At 66.9% G+C, this 21,434-nt stretch carries 14 protein-coding genes and 1 tRNA gene; 4 read left to right on the top strand and 11 right to left on the bottom strand.

Going from position 1 to position 21,434, the window contains the following annotated elements; all coding sequences use genetic code 11:
• Nucleotides 1–4: 4 nt before the first annotated feature.
• The 8 genes from ilvE to ABL308_11475 form a co-directional block, all read right to left on the bottom strand.
• Complete coding sequence (gene ilvE / locus ABL308_11510) at nt 5–904, bottom strand: branched-chain-amino-acid transaminase (protein ID XBQ15578.1); 900 nt, start codon at nt 902–904, stop codon at nt 5–7.
• A gap of 140 nt (nt 905–1,044) precedes the next feature.
• A complete protein-coding gene (gene lon, locus ABL308_11505; protein XBQ15577.1) occupies nt 1,045–3,447 on the bottom strand; it encodes an endopeptidase La in 2,403 nt (800 codons plus the stop codon).
• 271 nt (nt 3,448–3,718) lie between these two features.
• Complete coding sequence (gene clpX / locus ABL308_11500; GenBank protein ID XBQ15576.1) at nt 3,719–4,987, bottom strand: ATP-dependent Clp protease ATP-binding subunit ClpX; 1,269 nt, start codon at nt 4,985–4,987, stop codon at nt 3,719–3,721.
• A gap of 236 nt (nt 4,988–5,223) precedes the next feature.
• Nucleotides 5,224–5,847, bottom strand: a complete 624-nt coding sequence (locus ABL308_11495) for an ATP-dependent Clp protease proteolytic subunit (GenBank protein ID XBQ15575.1) — start codon at nt 5,845–5,847, stop codon at nt 5,224–5,226.
• A gap of 93 nt (nt 5,848–5,940) precedes the next feature.
• Entirely contained in the window at nt 5,941–7,458 is a 1,518-nt protein-coding gene (tig, locus tag ABL308_11490; GenBank protein ID XBQ15574.1) for a trigger factor, read from the bottom strand.
• 421 nt (nt 7,459–7,879) lie between these two features.
• Nucleotides 7,880–7,964 (bottom strand) — tRNA-Leu (locus tag ABL308_11485).
• An 87-nt stretch (nt 7,965–8,051) separates the two neighbouring features.
• A complete protein-coding gene (locus tag ABL308_11480; GenBank protein ID XBQ15573.1) occupies nt 8,052–8,861 on the bottom strand; it encodes a hypothetical protein in 810 nt (269 codons plus the stop codon).
• Nucleotides 8,862–8,872: 11 nt separating this feature from the next.
• A complete protein-coding gene (locus ABL308_11475) occupies nt 8,873–9,661 on the bottom strand; it encodes a hypothetical protein (GenBank protein XBQ15572.1) in 789 nt (262 codons plus the stop codon).
• Between the two features lie 139 nt (nt 9,662–9,800).
• On the opposite strand from ABL308_11475, the gene ABL308_11470 reads away from it, so the two are divergent.
• Nucleotides 9,801–10,415 carry a methyltransferase domain-containing protein gene (locus tag ABL308_11470; protein XBQ15571.1) on the top strand — a complete coding sequence of 205 codons (615 nt, stop codon included), beginning with the start codon at nt 9,801–9,803 and terminating at the stop codon, nt 10,413–10,415.
• On the opposite strand, the gene ABL308_11465 is transcribed toward ABL308_11470, so the two are convergent.
• From ABL308_11465 to ABL308_11455, 3 genes are all read right to left on the bottom strand, one after another.
• Nucleotides 10,412–11,890 (bottom strand): MATE family efflux transporter, encoded by a 1,479-nt coding sequence (locus tag ABL308_11465; protein ID XBQ15570.1) that lies wholly within the window; start codon nt 11,888–11,890, stop codon nt 10,412–10,414. The two genes, ABL308_11470 and ABL308_11465, sit on opposite strands and share 4 nt — an antisense overlap.
• Nucleotides 11,891–12,070: 180 nt before the next feature.
• Nucleotides 12,071–14,353, bottom strand: a complete 2,283-nt coding sequence (locus ABL308_11460) for an NADP-dependent malic enzyme (GenBank protein ID XBQ15569.1) — start codon at nt 14,351–14,353, stop codon at nt 12,071–12,073.
• Between the two features lie 65 nt (nt 14,354–14,418).
• On the bottom strand, nt 14,419–15,936 hold the full coding sequence (locus ABL308_11455) for an NAD(P)H-hydrate dehydratase (GenBank protein ID XBQ15568.1): 1,518 nt from the start codon (nt 15,934–15,936) through the stop codon (nt 14,419–14,421).
• A 146-nt stretch (nt 15,937–16,082) separates the two neighbouring features.
• On the opposite strand from ABL308_11455, the gene ABL308_11450 reads away from it, so the two are divergent.
• The 3 genes from ABL308_11450 (at nt 16,083) to ABL308_11440 (ending at nt 21,426) form a co-directional block, all read left to right on the top strand.
• Entirely contained in the window at nt 16,083–16,421 is a 339-nt protein-coding gene (locus ABL308_11450; GenBank protein XBQ15567.1) for a P-II family nitrogen regulator, read from the top strand.
• A 52-nt stretch (nt 16,422–16,473) separates the two neighbouring features.
• Nucleotides 16,474–17,877 (top strand): type I glutamate--ammonia ligase, encoded by a 1,404-nt coding sequence (glnA, locus tag ABL308_11445; GenBank protein XBQ15566.1) that lies wholly within the window; start codon nt 16,474–16,476, stop codon nt 17,875–17,877.
• Nucleotides 17,878–18,066: 189 nt separating this feature from the next.
• Nucleotides 18,067–21,426, top strand: coding sequence for an autotransporter domain-containing protein (locus ABL308_11440; protein ID XBQ15565.1), 3,360 nt, complete (start codon nt 18,067–18,069; stop codon nt 21,424–21,426).
• Nucleotides 21,427–21,434: the final 8 nt, after the last annotated feature.

The following is a 21,434-nucleotide window of genomic DNA, read 5'->3' as shown; positions in this document are numbered from 1 at the left end:
GGGATCACCGCCCCCGCACATGCTCCCCGTACCGCTCCGCCACCCAGACCGCGCGGTCTGAGCTGGCGAAGTGGTGCGCGCGGCCTTCGTGGGTGATCTTCATCACCGGGGCCACTTCGAAGGCCGAGCCAGTGAGGAAGACCTCGTCGGCTGCGAGCAGCTCTTCAGGCGTCACGCGCCGGTCGTCGATCACTTCGAGGCCCGCCTCCCGGCAGAGCGCGATCACGGTCTGGCGGGTGAGGCCGTTCAGGAACCGGTCGGCCTTCGGGGTGAACACCGCACCGTCCTTCACGAAGAAGATGTTCGAGCCGCTCGATTCGGCGACATAGCCTTCCCAGTCGAGCATCAGGGCGTCGAACGCGCCCATCGCCTTCGCCTCGGCCTTCGCGCAGATGCTGATCTGGTAGTTGCCGGCGGCCTTGGCCTGCACGCGCATGCACTCAGGCGGCGGTCGGCGGGTCGGCACGGTGACGAGATCGACGCCCTTGTCGCGCGTGGCCGGGTCGACATAGCTCGCCCAGTCGTTCCAGACCGCCACGGCGAAGTGCGCATCGCCCGCGCCGGCGATGTCCACGCCCATCTTCGTCGAGCCCAGGAAGGCGAAGGCGCGGACATAGGCGTCCGTGAGGCCGTTGGCCTCCAGCGTGGCGTATTTCGCCCGCTCGATCTCCTCCACGCTCACTTTCAGGGGCAGGAAGATCGCTTCAGCCGATCTCAGAAGGCGTTCGGAGTGATCGCGCGAGCGGAAGATCGTCCCGCCATAGGCGCGCTCGCCCTCGAACACGCCGGTCGAATAGTGCAGCGCATGGGTCAAGAGATGCGTCCGCGCCTCCCGCCAGGGGATCAGCGCCCCGTCGAGATGGATGAACCCGTCGCGATCGTCGAACGGCGGAAACCCGGCCATGACGCCCTCCCCTTGCTTCGCGCCAGGTGTGGTTCGGCCCGGCCGCGAGCGGAAGCTAGCGGGCGCAGGCGCGAGGTCCAACGAAAAAGGGCGCGCCCGGCTGGACGCGCCCTTTCCGTTTCAGCGTCTCGGGGCCGCGCCTAGTGCGCGCGCACCTCGCCCGCGCCGGGTTCGCCGGGGGGCGGGACGGCGGCGAGCGCGGCTTCGTCGTCCTCGGTCCACTCGATCGGTTCGACCTCGGCGGCGAGGGCGTGCTTGAGCACTTCGTCCACGGTCTCGACCGCGACGATCTCCAGCCCGCTCTTGACGTTGTCGGGCACCTCTTCAAGGTCCTTCACGTTCTCGGCCGGGATCAGCACCTTGGTGACCCCGCCGCGCAGCGCGGCGAGCAGCTTCTCCTTCAGCCCGCCGATCGGCAGGACGCGGCCGCGCAGGGTGATCTCCCCGGTCATGGCCACGTCCTTCCTCACCGGCACGCCGGTGAGCGCGGAGACGATCGCCGTGATCATGGCGCCGCCCGCGCTCGGCCCGTCCTTGGGCGTCGCGCCTTCGGGCACGTGAACGTGGATGTCGGTGTTTCTGAACACGGTCGGCTTCACGCCCAGCGCCGGCGCCCGGCTCTGCACGTAGGAGTTCGCCGCCGAGATCGATTCCTTCATCACGTCGCGCAGATTGCCCGTGACGGTCATCCGGCCGCGGCCGGGCATCTTGACCGCCTCGATGGTGAGCAGGTCGCCGCCGACCTCGGTCCAGGCCAGACCCGTCACCAGGCCCACCTGATCTTCCTTTTCGGTTTCGCCGAAGCGGAATTTCCGCACGCCGGCGAAATCGGCGAGGTTTTCAGGGGTGACCGTGATCTGGTCGGACTCGCCTGCGACGAGCTTGCGCACGGCCTTGCGGGCCAGGCGCGCGATCTCGCGCTCGAGATTCCGCACGCCGCTTTCGCGGGTGTAGTAGCGGATGACGTCGCGCAGCGCCTCTTCGGTCAGGACCCACTCGCCCTCTTTCAGGGCGTGGTTCTTGGTCTGCTTGGGGATGAGGTGGCGCTTGGAGATCTCGACCTTCTCGTCCTCGGTGTAGCCCGCGATCCGGATGATCTCCATCCGGTCCAGAAGCGGCTGGGGCATGTTCAGCGTGTTCGCCGTGGTGATGAACATCACGTCGGAAAGGTCGTAGTCGACCTCCAGATAGTGGTCGCCGAACGTCGCGTTCTGTTCGGGATCGAGCACTTCGAGCAGGGCCGCGGCCGGATCGCCGCGATAGTCCGCGCCCAGCTTGTCGATCTCGTCGAGCAAGAAGAGCGGGTTGGAGTGCTTGGCCTTCTTCATCGACTGGATGACCCGGCCGGGCATCGAGCCGATATAGGTCCGCCGGTGACCGCGGATTTCCGCCTCGTCACGCACCCCGCCCAGCGACATGCGCACGAACTCGCGGTTCGTGGCTTCCGCGATCGAGCGGCCCAGCGAGGTCTTGCCCACGCCGGGAGGGCCGACCAGGCACAGGATCGGGCCCTTGATCTTCTTGGTGCGCGCCTGAACGGCCAGGTGCTCGATGATGCGCTCCTTGACCTTCTCGAGGCCGTAATGGTCGCGGTCGAGCACCGCTTCGGCCTTGGCCAGATCCGCCTTGACCCGCTTTTTCTTGTTCCACGGGATGGAGAGCAGCCAGTCGAGATAGTTGCGCACGACCGTGGCTTCCGCGGACATCGGGCTCATCTGGCGGAGCTTCTTCATCTCCGCCTCGGCCTTGGTCCGGGCTTCCTTGGTGAGCTTGGTCTTCTCGATCTTCTCCTCGAGTTCGGCCAGCTCCTCCTTGCCGTCGTCGCCCTCGCCGAGCTCGCGCTGGATCGCCTTCATCTGCTCGTTGAGGTAATACTCGCGCTGGGTCTTCTCCATCTGCCGCTTCACGCGGTTGCGGATCTTCTTCTCGACCTGCAGCACGGAGATCTCGCCCTCCATCAGGCCGAACACCTTCTCGAGGCGCCGGGCGACGTCGGGATTGGTCAGAAGCTCCTGCTTGTCGGTGATCTTCACAGCCAGGTGCGCGGCGATCGTATCGGCCATCTTGGCCGGATCGGCGATCTCGGCGACGGCGGACAGCGCCTCGGGCGGCACCTTCTTGTTGAGCTTGACGTAGTCTTCGAACTTCTCGGCGGCGGCGCGCATCAGCGCTTCGACCTCGGCCGGGTCGCCGACGCTCTCGTCCACAAGGGCCGCCTCGGCCTCGAAATAGGCCTCGTTGTCGAAGAAGCGCGTGATCTGCGCACGCTGGCCGCCCTCGACCAGCACCTTCACGGTGCCGTCGGGCAGCTTCAGAAGCTGCAGCACGGAGGCGAGCACGCCGGTTTCGTAGATCGCGTCGGGATCGGGATCGTCGTCGGCCGCGCTCTTCTGGGTGGCGAGCAGGATCTGCTTGTCGGCCCGCATCACCTCTTCGAGCGCACGCACGGATTTTTCGCGCCCCACGAAGAGCGGCACGATCATGTGCGGGAAGACCACGATGTCGCGCAGCGGCAGCAGCGGCAGGGTTCTGGTCTCGGTCATTCACTCGTCCTTTCGGTCGCCTCCGCCCTCTCATGAGCGGCGGACGGCTTCGAAGCGCCGGCGCGGAAAATCCGCAGCCGGCCGGCGGCGTATCGGCTTCGCTCGACCCTCGACCCGAAGCCTCGCCGCGTTCGCGTGAGGACTCAAGTGGCGCTGAGCGTCAGGGTGTTCAAGGATTGAACGCGTGCCCGATCCGCCGCAGTGCAGCGCGAAACGAAAAACGCCGGCCCCGCGAGGGACCGGCGCCGTTTCATGGCGATCGCGAAGGGGCTTACGCGCCTTTCGACCCGCTTTCGCTTTTCTGCTTGGCGTAGATGAAGAGCGGCGTGGCGTCGCCGGTGACGACCTCGGCGTTGACCACGACTTCTTCCACGCCGTCCAGGCTCGGAAGATCGAACATGGTGTCCAGAAGGATGCCTTCCATGATCGACCGAAGGCCGCGCGCGCCGGTCTTGCGGGCGATCGCCTTCTCGGCGATGGCGGTCAGCGCGTCCTCGGTGAAGGAAAGGCCCACGCCCTCCATCTCGAACAGGCGCTGGTACTGCTTGACCAGGGCGTTCTTCGGCTCGGTCAGGATCTGCACCAGGGCCGGCTCGTCGAGATCTTCCAGCGTCGCGATGACGGGAAGACGGCCGACGAATTCCGGGATCAGGCCGAAGCGCTGCAGATCGTCGGGCTCGACGTCGCGTAGCACATCGCCCTGACGGCGGGCGTCGGGATCGCGGACATCAGCGCCGAAGCCGACCGCGCTGCCCTTGCCGCGCTGGGCGATGATCCGCTCGAGGCCGGCGAAGGCGCCGCCGACGATGAACAGGATGTTGGTGGTGTCGACCTGCAAAAATTCCTGTTGCGGATGCTTGCGGCCGCCCTGGGGCGGGACGGAGGCCACCGTGCCTTCCATGATCTTCAGAAGCGCCTGCTGCACGCCCTCGCCGGACACGTCCCGGGTGATCGAGGGGTTGTCGGACTTGCGCGAGATCTTGTCGATCTCGTCGATATAGACGATGCCGCGCTGGGCGCGCTCGACATTGTAGTCCGCCGACTGAAGCAGCTTCAGGACGATGTTCTCCACGTCCTCGCCCACATAGCCGGCTTCTGTCAGCGTGGTGGCGTCGGCCATGCAGAACGGCACGTCCAGAATGCGCGCCAGCGTCTGGGCCAGCAGCGTCTTGCCGCAGCCGGTGGGACCGATCAGCAGGATGTTCGACTTCGAAAGCTCGACGTCCTGATTCTGGCTGGCGTGATTGAGGCGCTTGTAGTGATTGTGCACCGCGACCGAGAGCACCCGCTTGGCGGTCTGCTGGCCGATCACGTAGTCCTGCAGGACGTCGAAGATTTCCTGCGGGCTGGGCACGCCCTCCTTGGATTTGACCAGGGAGGATTTGTTCTCCTCGCGGATGATGTCCATGCACAGCTCGACGCATTCGTCGCAGATGAACACCGTCGGGCCCGCGATGAGCTTGCGGACCTCGTGCTGGCTCTTGCCGCAGAAAGAGCAATACAGCGTGCTCTTGCCGTCGCCTGTTGTCGCCTTGGTCATGCTTGCTCCAGTCGGTCCCGCCTTCGCGCAACGCTCGCGCCGTCCGCTGGAAGGGTTCCGGTCCCGGACGGCGAGATCGTGACGTCTCACCCCTCGCAAGATCGGGGCCGGACCTTAGCGAAACGTTTTCAAGATGTATTCGACCACACGCGGCGCGCAATGATCAAGCATGCAGAACCGCGCCGCGCAGGCCGTGCGCAGCGCGGATCGCTGTCATTTCGCGTGGATAACGCGGCTTACGCCGCCTCGGGCCCGCCGCGTTTCTCGTAGACGTGATCGATCAGCCCGAAATCGCGCGCTTCTTCCGCGTTCAGATAGGTGTCGCGGTCCAGCGTCTTCTCGACTGTCTCGATCGGCTGGCCGGTGTGGCGCTCGTAGATCTCGTACATGCGCCGCTTGATTCTCAGGATGTCCTCGCCGTGGCGCTCGATGTCCGCAGCCGTGCCGCGGAAGCCGCCCGACGGCTGGTGCATCATGATGCGCGCGTTCGGCGTGGCGAAGCGCATGTCCTTCTCGCCCGCGGCCAGAAGCAGCGAACCCATCGAGCCGGCCATGCCAACGCAGGCGGTCGCCACGGGGCAGCGGATGTATTGCATGGTGTCGTAGATCGCGAGACCCGCGCTCACCGAGCCGCCGGGCGAGTTGATGTACATCGCGATCTCTTTTTTCGGATTTTCCGATTCGAGATAGAGCAGCTGGGCGACCATCAGGCTGGCCATGTGGTCCTCGACCACGCCGGTCACGAATACGATCCGCTCCTTCAGGAGCCGGGAGTAGATGTCGAACGCCCGCTCGCCGCGCGCGGTCTGTTCGACCACCATCGGCACCAGGCTCATCATCGCATCCTGCGGATCGTTCATCGCGTGCTCCCATAAACGCCGGACTGCGGGCGAAACGGCCCGCCGCGCGCACTCTGGCAAGGCGCGCGGCGGGGCGCAAACGCTGCGGTCAGCTTAGTCCTCGCCGGCGGCCTTTTTCGCGGCGGTCTTCTTGGCCGGCGCCTTCTTCTTGGCCGGAGCCTTCTTGGGCTTGTCCTCGGCGCTGGCTTCGGCGTCGTCTTTCTTCGCAGCCGCCTTCTTGGCCGGAGCCTTTTTCTTGGCCGGGGCCTTCTTGGCGGGCTTCTTCTCGGCCGCCTCGCCTTCGCCGTCTTCGGCGAACAGCGCATCGCGGCTGACCTCTTCCTCGCTCACGTCGGCGAGTTCGAGGATGTAGTCGACGACCTTCTCTTCATAGATCGGCGCGCGCAGGCCCTGCACCGCGCCGGGGTTCTTCTGGAAGTATTCGACGACTTCGCGCTCACGGCCCGGATAGCGCGCGGCTTCCTGGTTCACGGCGCGGGCGATCTCTTCCTGGGTGACGTCGATATTGGCCTTGCGGCCCATCTCGGCGAGCACCAGGCCCAGGCGCACCCGGCGCTCGGCGATCGCCATGTAGTCGGCGCGCAGCTCGTCCTCGGACTTGCCCTTGTCCTCGTCGTCGAGCTGGTCGTTCTCGATGGCGTTCTTGACCTCGCGCCAGATCGCCTCGAACTCCTGAGCGACCATCTTGGCGGGCAGGTCGATCTCTTTGTGGGTCTCGTCGATCTGGTCAAGCAGGGCGCGCTTGACCTTCATGCGCGAGGCCTGCTTGTGCTCCTGCTCGAAGCGGCCTTTCAGCGCCTCTTTCAGGGCGTTCAGATCGGACAGGCCGAAGCGCTCGGCCAGCGAATCGTCGATCTTGCTCTCGGCGGGCGCCTGGACGTCCTTGACGGTGGTCTTGAACACCGCGTCCTTACCGGCCAGGTGCTCGGCCTGGTAATCCTTCGGGAAGGTGACCTTCACCTCGACCTCGTCGCCGGCCTTCTTGCCGACCAGCTGGTCTTCGAAGCCGGGGATGAACTGGCCCGAACCCAGAACCAGCTCGGCGCCTTCCGCTGCGCCGCCCTCGAATTCCTCGCCGTCGATCGAGCCGACGAAGTCGATCACGACCTTGTCGCCCTCGGCGGCCTTGCCGGACTTCTCTTCATAGGCCTGCGACTGGCGCGACAGCTCTTCGAGCGCTTCGTCGATCTGCTCGTCGGCGACCGGAGCGACCGGGCGGGTGACCTTGAAGGATTTGGGATCGGCCGGTTCGAACTCCGGCATGATCTCGACATTGATCTCGAAGGCGAAGTCCGCGCCGTTCTTGATCACGTCCTCGGCGTCGGACTTGACGTCGACGGTCGGCTGGGAGGCCGGGCGCAGCTTCTTCTCGTCCAGGGTTTCCTGGGTGGCCTTGGGCACGATGTCCTGAAGGATGTCGCCCATGATCGAGGCGCCGAACATCTTGCGGATGTGGCTCGCGGGGACCTTGCCCGGACGGAAGCCCTTCAGGCGCACGTCGGGGCGGATCTCTTCGATCTTGGCGGACAGCTTCGCGTCGAGCTCTTTGGCGGGCACGGTGACTTCGAACGTGCGCGACAGCCCTTCGGAAGATTTTTCAACAACGTTCATCGGATGCGAGGCCTTGTCATGGATACGGCGCCGCCTGACGGGCGACGCCCGGCCATGAAGGATCGAGCGCGCCGGCGGCGGCCGGAAACGAGCGCGCGTTATGTCACGCAGATTCTGCGGACGCAACGGCCCCGCGGCGGTTGATGTGAAAGCGGGGTGAAGGGACGCGCTGGCGGCCGCCCAGGCGGCAGTCGGCTCTGGCACTTACAGACGCGCAGGGAGGGCCGAAAGAATGGGAGGCGGCCCCGCCTCGAGCCCGCAGGGTTCGCAAGGGCGACCGCCCGCCCGCACCCCGGCTTCAAGCCGGGGGAGGATCGACCGAGCGGAGGCGAGGGAGAACAGGAAAGCCCCTGCCGGGGCATTCTGCGCCTAAAATCGATCCCCCGGATCGATTTTTTCGCCTGCGGCGAACCGGCTTGAATGGTGCGGGTGAGAGGACTCGAACCTCCACGTCGTAAGACACTGGAACCTAAATCCAGCGCGTCTACCAGTTCCGCCACACCCGCAGCGCAGGCGGTTTTACGACAGGGTCGCCGGTTTGACGAGATCGCGCCTGCACGCGGTCCGCAGGCGCGATCCCGTCTGCCTTCACCCTATTCGTACAGATAGACGTCGAAGACCGCGTCACGCGGGTTCACCGAGCGCACGATCAGCGCGCCCAGACGCCCCTCGCCTGTTACGAAGCAGACTTCCTCGTCGCGCCGCAGCGTCACCTCGGGAATCGCGCCGGCGGAAAGCCGGCCACGCTCGCGCGCGTTTTCGCACCGCCGCTCGAGCGACATCGACGAAAAGCCGTAAGGATCGCCGGTCAACGCCGCGCCGACCGTGACGAAGCTCGCTTCCTCAGCCGTTGCGACCATGACCAGATCAGCGCGTGAGGAGAACGCCGCCTCCACCGCCGGCCGGTCCAGATCGGCGAACAGCCCCGGCGCCAGCGTCAGTCCGCCCGCATACCCCTCCTCACGCGGAGGTTCGGGACGGGGATCAGGATCGGGTTCGGGCGGCGGCGGCGCGGCGCGCTCGTCTTCGCGGCAGTAGAAGAACACCGGTGTTCGGCCGCTTCCGCTGCGCCCGGCGATCACCCAGTCGTCACCGCCGCTTCTAGCGCGGTATTCCCGCCCGCTGAAAGGCTCGCGTTCGTCGCCGAGATAGAAGACCGCCGCGCCGTCCTCCCAGGCGCCGGTGACCGGCAGGGTCCCCTCGCCCGGCGCGGTGATCGAGCCGATCACCCCGGCGCGTGCGGAGACGTTGCGCTGAAGCGTCGCTTCGCCGGTGATCGAAGGGTTCCCGCTGCGGTCGAAGGCGATAAAGCTGCAGGCCATGGAGTCCTGAGCGTCGGCGGCGACGGCTGTGGAGAGCGCGGCGGCGCCCGCCAGAAGCGTAGACTTGATGAGCGTTTTCATTATCCCCTCCATCACCGCAGCACGTCCCAGCGCTCGAACGAGAAGCGCAGGAACGGGGCCCCGCCCGCGTTCGCCTCGATCACCCTGACCGCGCCGACATAGCCCTCGTCGGTCATCACGCAGATCGCCGATCCGCGCTCGATCGAGCTGAAAGGCAAACCTTGGCCGACCCGCTCGGCGGCGACGCCGTCACACCCGAGGCGGCGGGGTTCGAGCTCTTCAAAGCTCGGCGCGGACTCGCTGAGTTTGATGCGCGCACGCGGCCCGGCGACGATCAAAGGAATGCGGCCCTCGTACATCCCGAGAAAGATGTCGATGTCCTGAGAGGCGCCCACCGCGACGATCCCGCCTGTATCGAGATCGAGCCCCTGCAACGCTCTGAGTTCGAGTTCGGCGCCGGCGACCGTTTCCATATCGCGCGACCACGCCGGCGCTGAGGCGCCGGCGTTGCAGTCGGCCCACCAGACGCCGTCATAACGGTCACCGTACACTCCGGTGAAGCGCACGGCGCCGCCGATTGTTTCCGCGTGACCGGAGACGGCTTCGCCGTCGATCGTGAAGCTCACACGATCGTCGCGCCAGCTGGCGCCGCTCGTTTCGGTAAACTCGTAGCGTCCCGCCACACGGCGGAACTGAACTGCGTCGCCGCGGCCGCGGTCGCTGAGCCAGAGCTGACCCTGCACCGGCCCGTCGGCCTGAGTGACGATCGTCGCTTCGCAGTCATAGTACCGGTCGGCGTGCGCGTCCGCCGCGCAGCCCAGACCGAGACCGGCCGCGGCGATCATGACAAGCTGTTTCACTGTCGTCCCCTTCTTGCGTCCCCGAATGGCGATATTCAACACCGTCTTTGCTACGCTGTCACGAAGGGGCTGATCTGCAGATGAACGAAATCTGGCGCGAATGTGGCGACGCGCGCAAACTGCTGAGAGGAAACAGATTTTGAGCGACCCTGAATTTGAAAACCGTACGCCGTTCGACTGGGAGGCGCGGTTTCGCGACGACGATACGCCCTGGGAGCGGGCCGGTCCGCATCCTGCAATCGCGCACTTTCGCAAGGCCGGCGTTCTGACCGCGGGAAGCTCGATCTACGTGCCCGGATGCGGGCGCGGGGCCGAGCCCGTCGCGCTGGCGAAGCTCGGCCTCAGGGTGACCGCGAGCGACGTCGCGCCCAGCGCGGTGAAATTCCAGCGCGACCAGATCACGGCGGCCGGGGTGAACGCCTCGGTGATGGAGGCGGACGGGCTGGACTGGCGGCCCGCCGTTCCCTTCGACCTTCTCTGGGAGCAGACCTTCCTGTGCGCCATCCATCCCCACGATCGGGCGCGTTATGAGGCGACAGCCTTCGAGTCGCTCAAACCCGGCGGCGGGCTGATCGCGCTGTTCATGCAGAAGGACGAGCGCGGCGGGCCGCCCTATGGCTGCTCGCTGCCCGCGATGCGCGAGCTCTTCAGCGAGGATCGCTGGGCGTGGCCGGAGGCTGACCGCTTCACCGCCTTTCCTCACCCGGCCCTCGGCGGCAAGGCCGAACTCGGCGGGGTGCTGAAGCGGCGCTAGAGGTCTTCCGCGCGGCTCTTGGTGGCGGTGATCGCCGGGCTCGGCGCTTCGGCCTCCCCCTCGGCGTAGGCCGCCTGGGCGGCGCCCGCCGGCTTGCCCGGTTTGGGCTGCGGCCGGCGTCCGCCCTCGACCGCGGTCAGGGGTGCGAACTTCAGCACGTAGACCGCCGCCAGCACGCCGATGATCAGGTTTGCGGCGAACACGCCCCAGATCGCGCCGGTCGCCCCGCCCAGGCTGCCGCCCAGCCAGGCCAGCGGCGCGATCAGCACGAAGCCGCGCAGCGCGTTCACCGCCACGCCGTAAAGCGGCCGGCCCAGCCCGTTGAACCCGGCCGAGGCCGCCATCGCCACGCCGTAGCCGAAGACTGCGAACGGCGCGACGTCCCAGAAGACCTCCGCCACCTGCCGTCCGTCTTCGCTCGGCAGGAAAAGCGGGGCGAGATGCTCGCCGGCGAAAAACAGAATGACCGCGATGGCCGATCCCCAGGCGAGGCAGAAGACGAAGGACTTGAAGAAGGCCTCGCGCACCCGGCCGGTCAGCCCTGCCCCGCCGTTCTGCCCCGTGATCGGGCCGATCGTGCCTGACAGGGCGAACAGCGGGATGATGAAGAAGGCCTCCACCCGCATCGCCACGCCGAACCCGGCCACCGCTGCCTCGCCGAACCGGGCGACCGAGGCGAGCACGATCGCGTTCGCCGCCGGGCCGATCATGTTCGAGCCGGCCGCAGGCGCGCCGATGCGCGCGATCTCGCGCCAGTTCCAGAAGATCTCGTGAAAGCCCGGCCAGCTCAGATCGAGCAGCTTCTCCCGGAAGACCATGATGGCGAGCGCGATCAGGAAGACGCAGAAATTCGCGATCAGCGACGACAGCGCCGCGCCCTGCACCGCCATCTCGGGCACCGGGCCCCAGCCGAAGATGAAGACCGGGGTGAGGCCCATATTGATCACGGCAGCCAGGATCATGATCGCGCTGGGCAGGATCGCGTCGCCCAGCGCGCGAAGGATATTGCCCGCCACCATCGGGCCGACCACGAAGACGATACCGGCGAACCAGATCGTCATGTAGTCGCGTACGTAGGGCATCATCTCCTCGGTCGCGCCCATCGCTCGGAACAGCGGCCCGATCAGCGCAATCCCGATCGCCGACGTGCACACCACGATGATCAGAGAAAGCGTCACCGCGTCGGTCGCCACCCGCCGGGTCCGCTCGCCGTCCCCGCGCCCGGCTGCGCGCGCGACCACAGAGACCGCGCCTGCGCCGAGCCCGATGGCCACGCTCATGACCAGCATGGTCACGGGGAAGACGAACTGGACGGCGGCCTGCTGGGCGGTGCCGAGCTTGCCCACCCAGTAGCTGTCGATCACCCCGACCAGCATCATCGCGACGATGCCCAGGCTCATCGGCGCGACCATGCGCACGATGTGCCCGAACACGTCACCTTGCGTGAGGTCTCTGGCGGATCGGCCCGCGGCCATGGCTGTCCCTTCGCTGGCGTCGGGGGCCAAGCTAGGCCGATCCGCGCTCCGCTTCCATGGCGGTGACGGAAAGGTGATGTTTCCTCGAAGCCCGGACCATCATCGCCGGCACGATCGCGCACGGCGGCGCCGTCGGGCCGGCGACGAAGCCGGCGCAGACCACCACGAATAAAGCGGGGATTACTCCGCCGCCGCGGTGCCCTCACCGGTCAGATCGTAGCTCGCCATGCCCGCCAGATTGACGATGTCGGACACGCTCGCGCCCACCCGCGCAACCTGCACCGATTTCTCGAGCCCGATCAGCAGCCCTTCGATCACCGTCGCCCCGCCTGCCGACTTCAGAAGCCGCGTGGCGATCGAGGCCGAATGCACCGCCGGCATGACAAGCACGTTCGCCGCGTCCGACAGCCGCGAGAACGGGTAGACCCGGTGATGATCGGGGTCGAGCGCAATGTCGACGGCCATTTCCCCTTCATATTCAAAGTCTACGCCGCGCTCGTCCAGCAGCGCGACGGCCGCCTGGACCTTCTCGGTCCGGTCGCCCGGCGGGTTGCCGAACGTCGAGTAGCTCATGAACGCCACGCGCGGGCTGAGCCCCAGCCGGGTGGCGGCGTGCGCGGCGCCCTCGGCGATGTCGGCCAGGCCTTCGGCGTCGGGAAACTCGGTGACGTTGGTGTCCGCGATCACCAGCGTGCGCCCGCCGGAGATCGCCACCGACAGGCCGATCACCTTCTTGCCCGGCGCCTCGTCGAGCACCAGCCGGACGTCAGACAGCGTGTTGGTGAAGTGCCGGGTCACGCCGGTGACCATCCCGTCCGCATCGCCGAATTTCAGCATGCAGGCGGAGAAGACGTTGCGGTCGTTATTGACCAGGCGCTGCACGTCGCGGCGCAGATACCCCTTGCGCTGCAGGCGCTTGAACAGCCAGTCGGCGTAGGCCGAATTGCGGTCGGAAATCCGCGCGTTCCAGATTTCCAGCTCGCCGTCGGGCAGGCCCAGCTCGCGCATGTTCGCCCTGGCGACGTCTTCGCGGGCGACCAGAACCGGCTCGCCGAGGCCCTGGCTCTTGAAGGCGTGCGCGGCGCGGATGACCGACGGTTCCTCGCCCTCGGCGAAGACGATGCGCTTGCCCAGCCCCCGGATGCGCTCGGTGACACGCTGCTGCAGCGCGGCGGTGGGATCGAGCCGGCGCGCGAGCCTGCGGCGATAGCCGTCCTCGTCCTCGATCGGGATTCGCGCGACGCCCGATTCGATCGCCGCCTGAGCCACATAGGGCGGCACGAAGCTGATCAGGCGCGGATCGAAGGGCGAGGGAATGATGTAGTCGCGGCCGAATTTCAGCCCCTCGGAGCGGTTCGCCGCGCTCACCTCGTCAGGCACGTCCTGGCGGGCGAGGTCGGCGAGCGCGCGGGCGGCGGCGAGCTTCATCTCCTCGTTGATGGTCTTGGCGCGGACGTCGAGCGCGCCGCGGAAGATATAAGGAAAGCCCAGTACGTTATTGACCTGGTTGGGGAAATCGGACCGGCCCGTCGCCATGATCGCATCCGAGCGCACCGCCTTCACCTCGTCGGGCATGATCTCCGGGGTGGGGTTGGCCATCGCGAAGATGATCGGATCGCGCGCCATCGATTTCACCATGGCGGGCTTCACGATGCCGCCCGCGCTCAGGCCCAGCATGACGTCGGCGTCGACCATCGCCTCTTCCAGCGTGCGCAGATCGGTCTTGCGGGCGTGCCCGCGCAGCTTGTCGTGAAGGTCGTCGCGTTCGTCATGAACCACGCCGTGCACGTCCACGATGGTGACGTTGTCGTGCTGAACGCCGAGCGACTTGATCAGCTCGAGCACCGAGAGCCCCGCCGCGCCCGCGCCGATCAGCACCACGCGAACGTCCTCGAGCTTGCGCTCGGTCAGCGCGCACGCGTTCATCAGGCCTGCAGCTGCGATGATGGCCGTGCCGTGCTGGTCGTCGTGGAAGACCGGGATGTCGAGTTCTTCGCGCAGACGGCGCTCGATCTCGAAGCACTCGGGGCTCTTGATGTCTTCAAGATTGATCCCGCCGAAGCTGTCGCCGAACCCGGCCACGCATTCCACGAAACGGTCGACGTCGGTGTACTTCACCTCGACGTCGAACCCGTCGATGTCGGCGAAGCGCTTGAACAGCACCGCCTTGCCTTCCATCACGGGCTTGGACGCCGCCGCGCCGAGATTGCCCAGCCCCAGGATCGCGGTGCCGTTGGAGACCACGGCCACAGTGTTGCCCTTGGAGGTGTAGTCGTAGACCGCGTCGGGGTTCTCGTGGATCGCGCGCACCGGCGCGGCGACGCCGGGGCTGTAGGCGAGCGCGAGATCGCGCTGGGTCGCCATGGGCTTGGTGGCCTTGAGGGCGATCTTGCCGGCCGGCTCGGCGCGGTGCAGCGCGAGGGCTTCTTCGTCGGTCTTCGAGAGCTTGGCGTCGTCGGACATCGGGGGCTTCCAGGCGGGGGTTCGCGCGGGCGGGCCTCGCGTATAACCGCGGGCGCGCCGTTCGGCTACGCCCCAGCCATGACACGCCGCAGAGCGGCCATGCGTTCGCGCCGGTCCCGCAGCGCTGAGAGCGCCTCGGGCAGCAGCGAAAGCAGCGTGCCGGCATGCGCGCCCGGCCCCATCCGAAGGCTCGCCTCGCCATGCACCCAGACTGCGGCGGACGCGGCGTCGAACGCGTCCGCGCCCTGGGCCAGGAACGCACCGATCAGCCCGGCCAGGCTGTCGCCGGTCCCCGCTGTCGCGAGCCGGGCGCTGGCGTGGGTGTTCACCCGAACCTGGCCGTCAGGGCTGGCGATCACCGTGTCCGGGCCCTTGAACACGACGACCGCGCCAGAGCGCTGCGCCGCCGCGCGGGCGGTCTCGATCTTGTTTAGCCCGTTCTCACCCAGGTCCGGAAAAACCTTCGAAAATTCACCCGCGTGCGGGGTCAGGACGCAGCGTCCGTGCAGCGCCTTGAACAGGACGGTGGGATCGTCTTCGAAAACGGTGAGCGCATCGGCGTCGAGCACCAGCGCCGCCTTCTGCCCCAGCGCCTGCAGCACGCGTCGGCGGGTGTCATCGGTCTTGCCCGCGCCCGGCCCCATCACGGCGCAATCGGCGCGATGGCCGTCAAGAATTTCAGCGAAGTCCGCTTCGGTATCGAAAGCGCGCGTGACCACCGCCTGCATCGAGGCGGCGCATTCAGCCAGCGCGTCGGGCGGGCAGAGCAGCGTGACATAGCCTGCGCCGCCTGAAAGCCCGGCCTCGGCGGCGAGGCGCGCCGCGCCCGAAGCCCCCTTCCCGCCCGACAGCACGCAGAGCCGGCCGCGCCGGTGCTTGTGCGCGCCGGGATCGATCTGCAGGCCGGGCACGTCCCAGAGATCAGGGTGATTGTGCGCCGCACAGGGCGCTGCTTCGGCCTCCCAGCCGTCAGGTATTCCGATATCGGCCAGTACGATCTCGCCGCAGGCCGCCCGGCCCGGATGCAGCAGGTGCGCCGGCTTGACCCGGTGGAACGTCACCGTCAGCGCCGCAGCGAAGGCCGGCCCGTCGGCGCGCGCCCTGTCGCCGTGAACACCGCTTGGCACGTCCGCGCTGACTACCAGCGCGCCCGCACAGGCTTCGGCCAGGCGCGCAGGCTCGCCCTCCAGCGGCCGGGACAGCCCGGCGCCGAACAGCGCGTCGAGCACGAGACCGAATCGGGCCGGGTCGCAGTCTTCGAGCCTGTTCAAACTCCCGTCCCATTTCGCAGCGGCGCGGGCCGCGTCGCCCTCGAGTTCGCCAGGCGGCTTCATCGCGAAAACCTCGACCGGCCAGCCGCGCGCTTTCAACCCGGCCGCCGCCTCCCAGCCGTCCCCGCCATTATTGCCTGGCCCGCAGAGCACGGCGACCGGCCGCGGCGCCCAGCGCGCGCATATCGCCTCGACGATCGCCGCGCCTGCGGCGTCCATCAGCGCGCCGCCCGAGCGGCCGTGATCCATCGCGAACCGGTCCGCGCGGCCCATGGCCTCGACGTCGAGCACGGCGTGTCTGGGATCGGTCATGGCGCGTCCTTCAGGTCGGTCTGCTTCATCGGCGTGCACGGGCGCCTCGCAAACGGGCGCCGCGCGGTTTCGGCGCCGCAGCACGCCGGGTTGCGCTTGAGCGGCGCGCGGGCGCGGCTAGCGTGCCCGCTCGAACGGAGGCCTCCATGAAGAAAATCGAAGCGATCATCAAACCGTTCAAACTGGACGACGTGAAGGAAGCGCTCCAGGAGATCGGTCTGCAAGGGCTCACCGTGACCGAAGCCAAGGGTTTCGGCCGGCAGAAGGGGCATACCGAGCTCTATCGCGGCGCCGAGTACGTCGTGGACTTCCTTCCCAAGATCAAGATCGAGCTCGTCGTGTCCGACGGCCGCGTGGACGCCGCCGTGGAGGCGATCCAGAACGCCGCGCGCACCGGCCGCATCGGCGACGGCAAGATCTTCGTCACCCCGGTCGAAAGCGCCATCCGGATCCGCACCGGAGAGACCGGCGACGACGCGCTCTAGGCGCACGCAAACCTCATCGCATCCACCTCGCCTAACCTAAAGGGACCTGACCATGTCGGAAGAAATCCTCAAGCGGATCAAGGAAGAAGACGTCGAGTACGTCGACCTGCGCTTCACCGATCCGCGCGGCAAGCTGCAGCATGTCACCTTCGATCCCTCGATGGTGGACGACGACTTCTTCGAGAACGGCACGATGTTCGACGGCTCGTCGATCAACGGCTGGAAGGCGATCAACGAGTCCGACATGGTGCTGATGCCCGATCCGGACACCGCGCTGATCGACCCGTTCTACCAGCAGACCACGCTGGCGATCATCTGCGACGTGCTCGAACCGAGCTCCATGCAGCCGTATAACCGCGACCCGCGCACGACCGCGAAGAAGGCGGAGAAATTCCTCGCCGCCTCGGGCGTCGGCGACACCGCCTTCTTCGGCCCCGAAGCGGAATTCTTCGTGTTCGACGACGTGCGCTGGTCCACCCAGCAGAACCACACCTTCTACGAGGTGGATTCCGAGGAAGGCCCGTACAACTCGGGCAAGCGGATCGAGGGCGGAAACATGGGCCACCGCCCGGGACCCAAGGGCGGCTATTTCCCCGTGAACCCGATTGATTCGGGCCAGGACATGCGCTCGGAAATGCTCTCGGTGATGGCCGAACTCGGCCTCAATCCGGAAAAGCACCACCACGAGGTCGCGCCCTCCCAGCACGAGCTGGGCATGAAGTTCGCCACGCTTCTGAAGATGGCCGACAACATGCAGTACTATAAGTACATCGTGCACAACGTGGCGCACGCCTACGGCAAGACCGCGACCTTCATGCCCAAGCCGATCTACGCCGACAACGGCTCGGGCATGCACGTGCACCAGTCGATCTGGAAGGACGGCAAGCCGCTCTTCGCCGGCGACAAGTACGCCGACCTGTCGGAGACCTGCCTTTACTATATCGGCGGGATCATCAAGCACGCCCGGGCGATCAACGCCTTCGCGAACGCTTCGACGAACTCCTACAAGCGTCTGGTGCCCGGCTTCGAAGCCCCGGTCCTGCTCGCCTACTCGGCGCGCAACCGCTCGGCCTCGATCCGCATCCCGCACGTCTCCAGCCCGAAGGCCAAGCGTCTGGAGACCCGCTTCCCGGACGCGGCGGGCAACCCCTACCTGACCTTCACGGCGCTGCTCATGGCGGGCCTGGACGGCATCGAGAACCAGATCCATCCCGGCGAGGCGATGGACAAGGACCTCTACGACCTGCCGGCCGAGGAGCTCAAGGACATCCCGACCGTCTGCCGGAACCTGCGCGAAGCGCTGGAATCGCTCGACGCGGACCGGGACTTCCTGAAGAAGGGCGGCGTCATGGACGACGATCAGATCGACGCCTACATCGACCTGAAGATGGAAGAGGTCACCCGCATCGAACACCACCCCCACCCGGTGGAGTTCGAGCTCTACTACAAGGTCTGATCACACCCGCATCTTACCGAACGGCCGGCTCCGGAGCCCCGGGGCCGGCCGTTTCATGTCTGCAACGGTTCGCCGCCGCTGTTCGGAAGGGTTGCGCAATAGTCGACGCGCGCGAAACCATGGGCTAAAACCCTGAGCCGACGCTTAAGGTTCTGTAAAAGAACCCCCGCGCCCGACCGGAGAAAACATATGCGCCGCAGCCTGCTCGCCGCCGCCTCGATCGCCGCGATCGCCACCTCGACCTCCTGGGCGCAGGAGGAGACGATCGACACCGAGGTCACCGATCCGGTCGACACCGCCACCATCGACGACGGCCAGCCGGCGAACATCGTCATCAGCGGATCGGGCCGCGTCCGGCTGACGGGCGGGACCGGACCGGCGGTCCGGGTGAACTCCGACAACACGCTGGAAATCGCGAGCGGCGCTCAGATCGAAATTCGCGACACCGACGCTGACGGCAATGAAGTGAACGTCGACGGCGCGGTCGGCGTGCAAGTCGATCCCGGCGTAACCACGGATCTCGACCTCAACGGGCTCGTCAGTCTGGGCGACAGCTATTCCCCCGAAGACGACGAGACCGACGATCTGGCCGACCGCGACGAGGACGGCGATCTCGATCCGGACGGCGAGCCGGACGGGCCCTTCGCCCAGGATCAGAACAAGACAGGCCTGCTCATCGGCGCGGTCGACGGCAATTTTGATGCGGTTCCCGGCCAGGCGGCGGTGACCGGCGATGTGAACCAGGGGACGAGCGGACGTATCGAAGTCGCCGGTCAGAACAGCTACGGCGTCCGCGTAGCGGCGCCGCTCGACGGCGACCTTCTCCTAAACGGCACCATCACCATGCGCGGCGAAGATTCCGCCGCCGTCTCGATCGAAAACAACATTACCGGCGACGTGCAGATCCGGCAGATCGGCGCGACAACGCCGCGGGGCGTGGGCGCACGGATCGGCGGCGACGTCGGCGGCGGCTTGCGGCTCACCGGTACAGTCGAGGTCTCCGGCTATCGGGTCCGCAGCCGCGTGTTCGAGGAAGTCTTCCAGATCCTCGATCCTGACAACAACGACGGCGGCGACGACATCAACAGCCGCGCTGCAGTGATCATCGCAGGGAGCATTGAGGACGGCGTGTTCGTCGCCTCCACGGCGAACGTCACCCATCTGTCCGGCGGCGGCGCCGCGATCGAAATCGGCGGGGATTCCCAGATCGAAATCGGCGAGACCGTTCTGCCTGACGATTTCGATCAGGCCCGCACCGACGACGATTCCGATCCCACCGCGCTGGGCTACAGCGTCGTGAACGAAGGCAATGTGAACGCCTCGGGCATTTTCGACGGCCGGGACTCGACCGCCTTTCTCATCGGCGGGTTCGACGAGTCCAACAATCTTCGCGTCGTGGTGCTGAACGCCGGCGGCATGCTCAACACCGGCGCGATCGAGGCGGTGGCCTTCGACGGCACGGCCACGGCGCTGCATCTCGGCGGCGGCGTGCAGGCCGGAACCGGTGGTTCCCTGGAGCTGCGCAACACCGGACGCATCAGCGCGACCACGCGCCTCGGCTATGACGAGGACGGGTTCGGCGACGACGATCCCGCCACGCTCGCCAACGAGAGCCGTCTCGGTTCGGGCCGCGCCTTCGGCCTGGTGCTCGACGAGAACTCGGAGATCAGCCGGCTGCTCAACGATCAGGGCCAGATCCTCGCATTCGTCATCGGCGGAGCTGAGTCCGGCACAGCGATCAAGGTCTCGACCGAGTCCCTGCAGACCCTCGAGAACACCGGCTTGATCAGCGCCAGCCTGTCCAATCTCGAAGCGCCCTACACCGCAGATCAGATCTCCCTCGTGGCGATCGACGCCAGCACGCGCACGACCGGGCTTCACGTGCTTCAGGAGCGTGCGCTGGACGATCAGGGCGAGCCTGTCGACAACGACGTCGCCATTCGCGGCGACGTACTGTTCGGCTCGGGCGACGACCGTCTGGAGCTTCTGGCGGGCGAACTCATCGGCGACGTGTCGTTCGGCGAAGGCGCCGACCAGCTGATCATCAACGGCGCCAGCCTGCGCGGCGCAGTGAGCGACGACGACGTCACCGTCGATCTCGTGATCGACGTGACCGACGGCACGCTTGCGCTGACCAACACCGAAACGCTGGAAGTCACCGAAGCGAACTTCAACGCCGGCGGCGTTCTGGAACTTGAGGTCAGCTCGGCCGCGCAGGCGCAGTTCCTGACCAGCTCCGGCGCAATCAATTTCAATTCCGGCTCGGACCTCTCGGTGAGCCTGGCGAACCTGATCCCCGAGACCGAGACCGAGGTCGAAATCCTGAGCGCCGGCGGCGGCTTGAACCTTGCGGACGCCGATACGCTGGACGCCACTGAAGCGCCCTTCCTCTACCAGGCTTCGCTGGCGCGCTCGGACACCGATCCGGACACGCTCGTGCTCACCCTGCGCCGGAAAACCGCCGACGAGCTGGGCCTCGACGCCTCGCGTGCGGCGGCCTACGACGAGGCGTTCTCGGCGTTTCAGGCGGTCAACTCGCTCAGCTCGGCGATGGCGGCGATCCGGACCCAGGAAGCCTTCTTCGCCGGCTATAATCAACTTCTGCCCGAATATGCGACAAGCGCGCTTCAGTTCGCTCTGGCGGCGAACGACGCCGGTGCGGGGGCCCTGTCGGTGCGGCTGCGCAATGCGCGCATGGCGCCAGACGAACTGGCCGGGGTCTGGGCGCAGGAATTCGCCTATTTCGCAGACCGCGCAGGCGGCGCGTTCGGCCCGGGCTATCGCGGCCAGGGCGTGGGCCTCGCGATCGGCCTCGACCGGCCGGTGGGTCCGTTCTACGCAGTGGGCGTCAGCCTGCTCGGCGCGGCCAGCGAAGTGGAATCGGTCGAGGGCTTCGACGAGCCGATGGTCGCGCTGTCCGGTCAGCTGGGGACCTATGCCGGCCTTGATCTGGGCGGCGTGGACATCTCCGGCGCGCTCTCGCTCGGCTACGACTATTTCGAAAGCGAGCGCAACATCCTGATCGGCGATTTCGCCTCGATAAACACTGCGGAGTGGAACGGCTGGCACGTGTCCGCCAGCGCGCAGGCGGGGCGTGATTTCGTGTGGAACAATTGGGTGCTGCGCCCTGAAGCGAGCCTGACCTATCTCAGCCTGTTCGAAAGCGGATACACCGAGTCCGTCGAGGACAACGCAAACGCGCCGCTGGCGCTGATCGTCGACGACCGGCAGAGCGCGGCCCTGCTTGGCGCGGCGACGTTCACCCTGTCGCGGCGCTTCGGCACCGACATCTCCTGGTGGGCTCCCTCGCTCAGCGTCGGCTATCGCGGCGACTTCCTGAACGACGAGAACGAGACCACCGCCCAGTTCGGCGAGACCGGCTCTCCGTTCACGCTGCGCTCGACCAGCATCGCCAGCTCCGGCGCCCTGATCGGTTTCGGGCTAAGCGCGGGGTCGAACTACTCGACCTTCACCTTCGCCTACGACGCCGACGTACGCGACGACTTCGTGAGGCACGTGGCGCGGCTGGTGATTCGACTCACCTTCTAGGGGAAGGG

It is taken from the genome of Oceanicaulis sp., from assembly GCA_040112665.1.
Classification (GTDB): domain Bacteria; phylum Pseudomonadota; class Alphaproteobacteria; order Caulobacterales; family Maricaulaceae; genus Oceanicaulis.
Note: the sequence above shows the minus strand (reverse complement) of the source record. Positions and strands in the feature narration are given on the sequence as shown.

Coding starts and splice junctions, on each gene's coding strand:
- ABL308_11440 (XBQ15565.1), top strand. CDS start 18,067: ATGCGCCGCAGCCTGCTCGCCGCCGCCTCGATCGCCGCGATCGCCACC.
- glnA (XBQ15566.1), top strand. CDS start 16,474: ATGTCGGAAGAAATCCTCAAGCGGATCAAGGAAGAAGACGTCGAGTAC.
- ABL308_11460 (XBQ15569.1), bottom strand. CDS start 14,353: ATGTCCGACGACGCCAAGCTCTCGAAGACCGACGAAGAAGCCCTCGCG.
- ABL308_11450 (XBQ15567.1), top strand. CDS start 16,083: ATGAAGAAAATCGAAGCGATCATCAAACCGTTCAAACTGGACGACGTG.
- ABL308_11465 (XBQ15570.1), bottom strand. CDS start 11,890: ATGGCCGCGGGCCGATCCGCCAGAGACCTCACGCAAGGTGACGTGTTC.
- tig (XBQ15574.1), bottom strand. CDS start 7,458: ATGAACGTTGTTGAAAAATCTTCCGAAGGGCTGTCGCGCACGTTCGAA.
- lon (XBQ15577.1), bottom strand. CDS start 3,447: ATGACCGAGACCAGAACCCTGCCGCTGCTGCCGCTGCGCGACATCGTG.
- ABL308_11455 (XBQ15568.1), bottom strand. CDS start 15,936: ATGACCGATCCCAGACACGCCGTGCTCGACGTCGAGGCCATGGGCCGC.
- clpX (XBQ15576.1), bottom strand. CDS start 4,987: ATGACCAAGGCGACAACAGGCGACGGCAAGAGCACGCTGTATTGCTCT.
- ilvE (XBQ15578.1), bottom strand. CDS start 904: ATGGCCGGGTTTCCGCCGTTCGACGATCGCGACGGGTTCATCCATCTC.
- ABL308_11480 (XBQ15573.1), bottom strand. CDS start 8,861: ATGAAAACGCTCATCAAGTCTACGCTTCTGGCGGGCGCCGCCGCGCTC.
- ABL308_11495 (XBQ15575.1), bottom strand. CDS start 5,847: ATGAACGATCCGCAGGATGCGATGATGAGCCTGGTGCCGATGGTGGTC.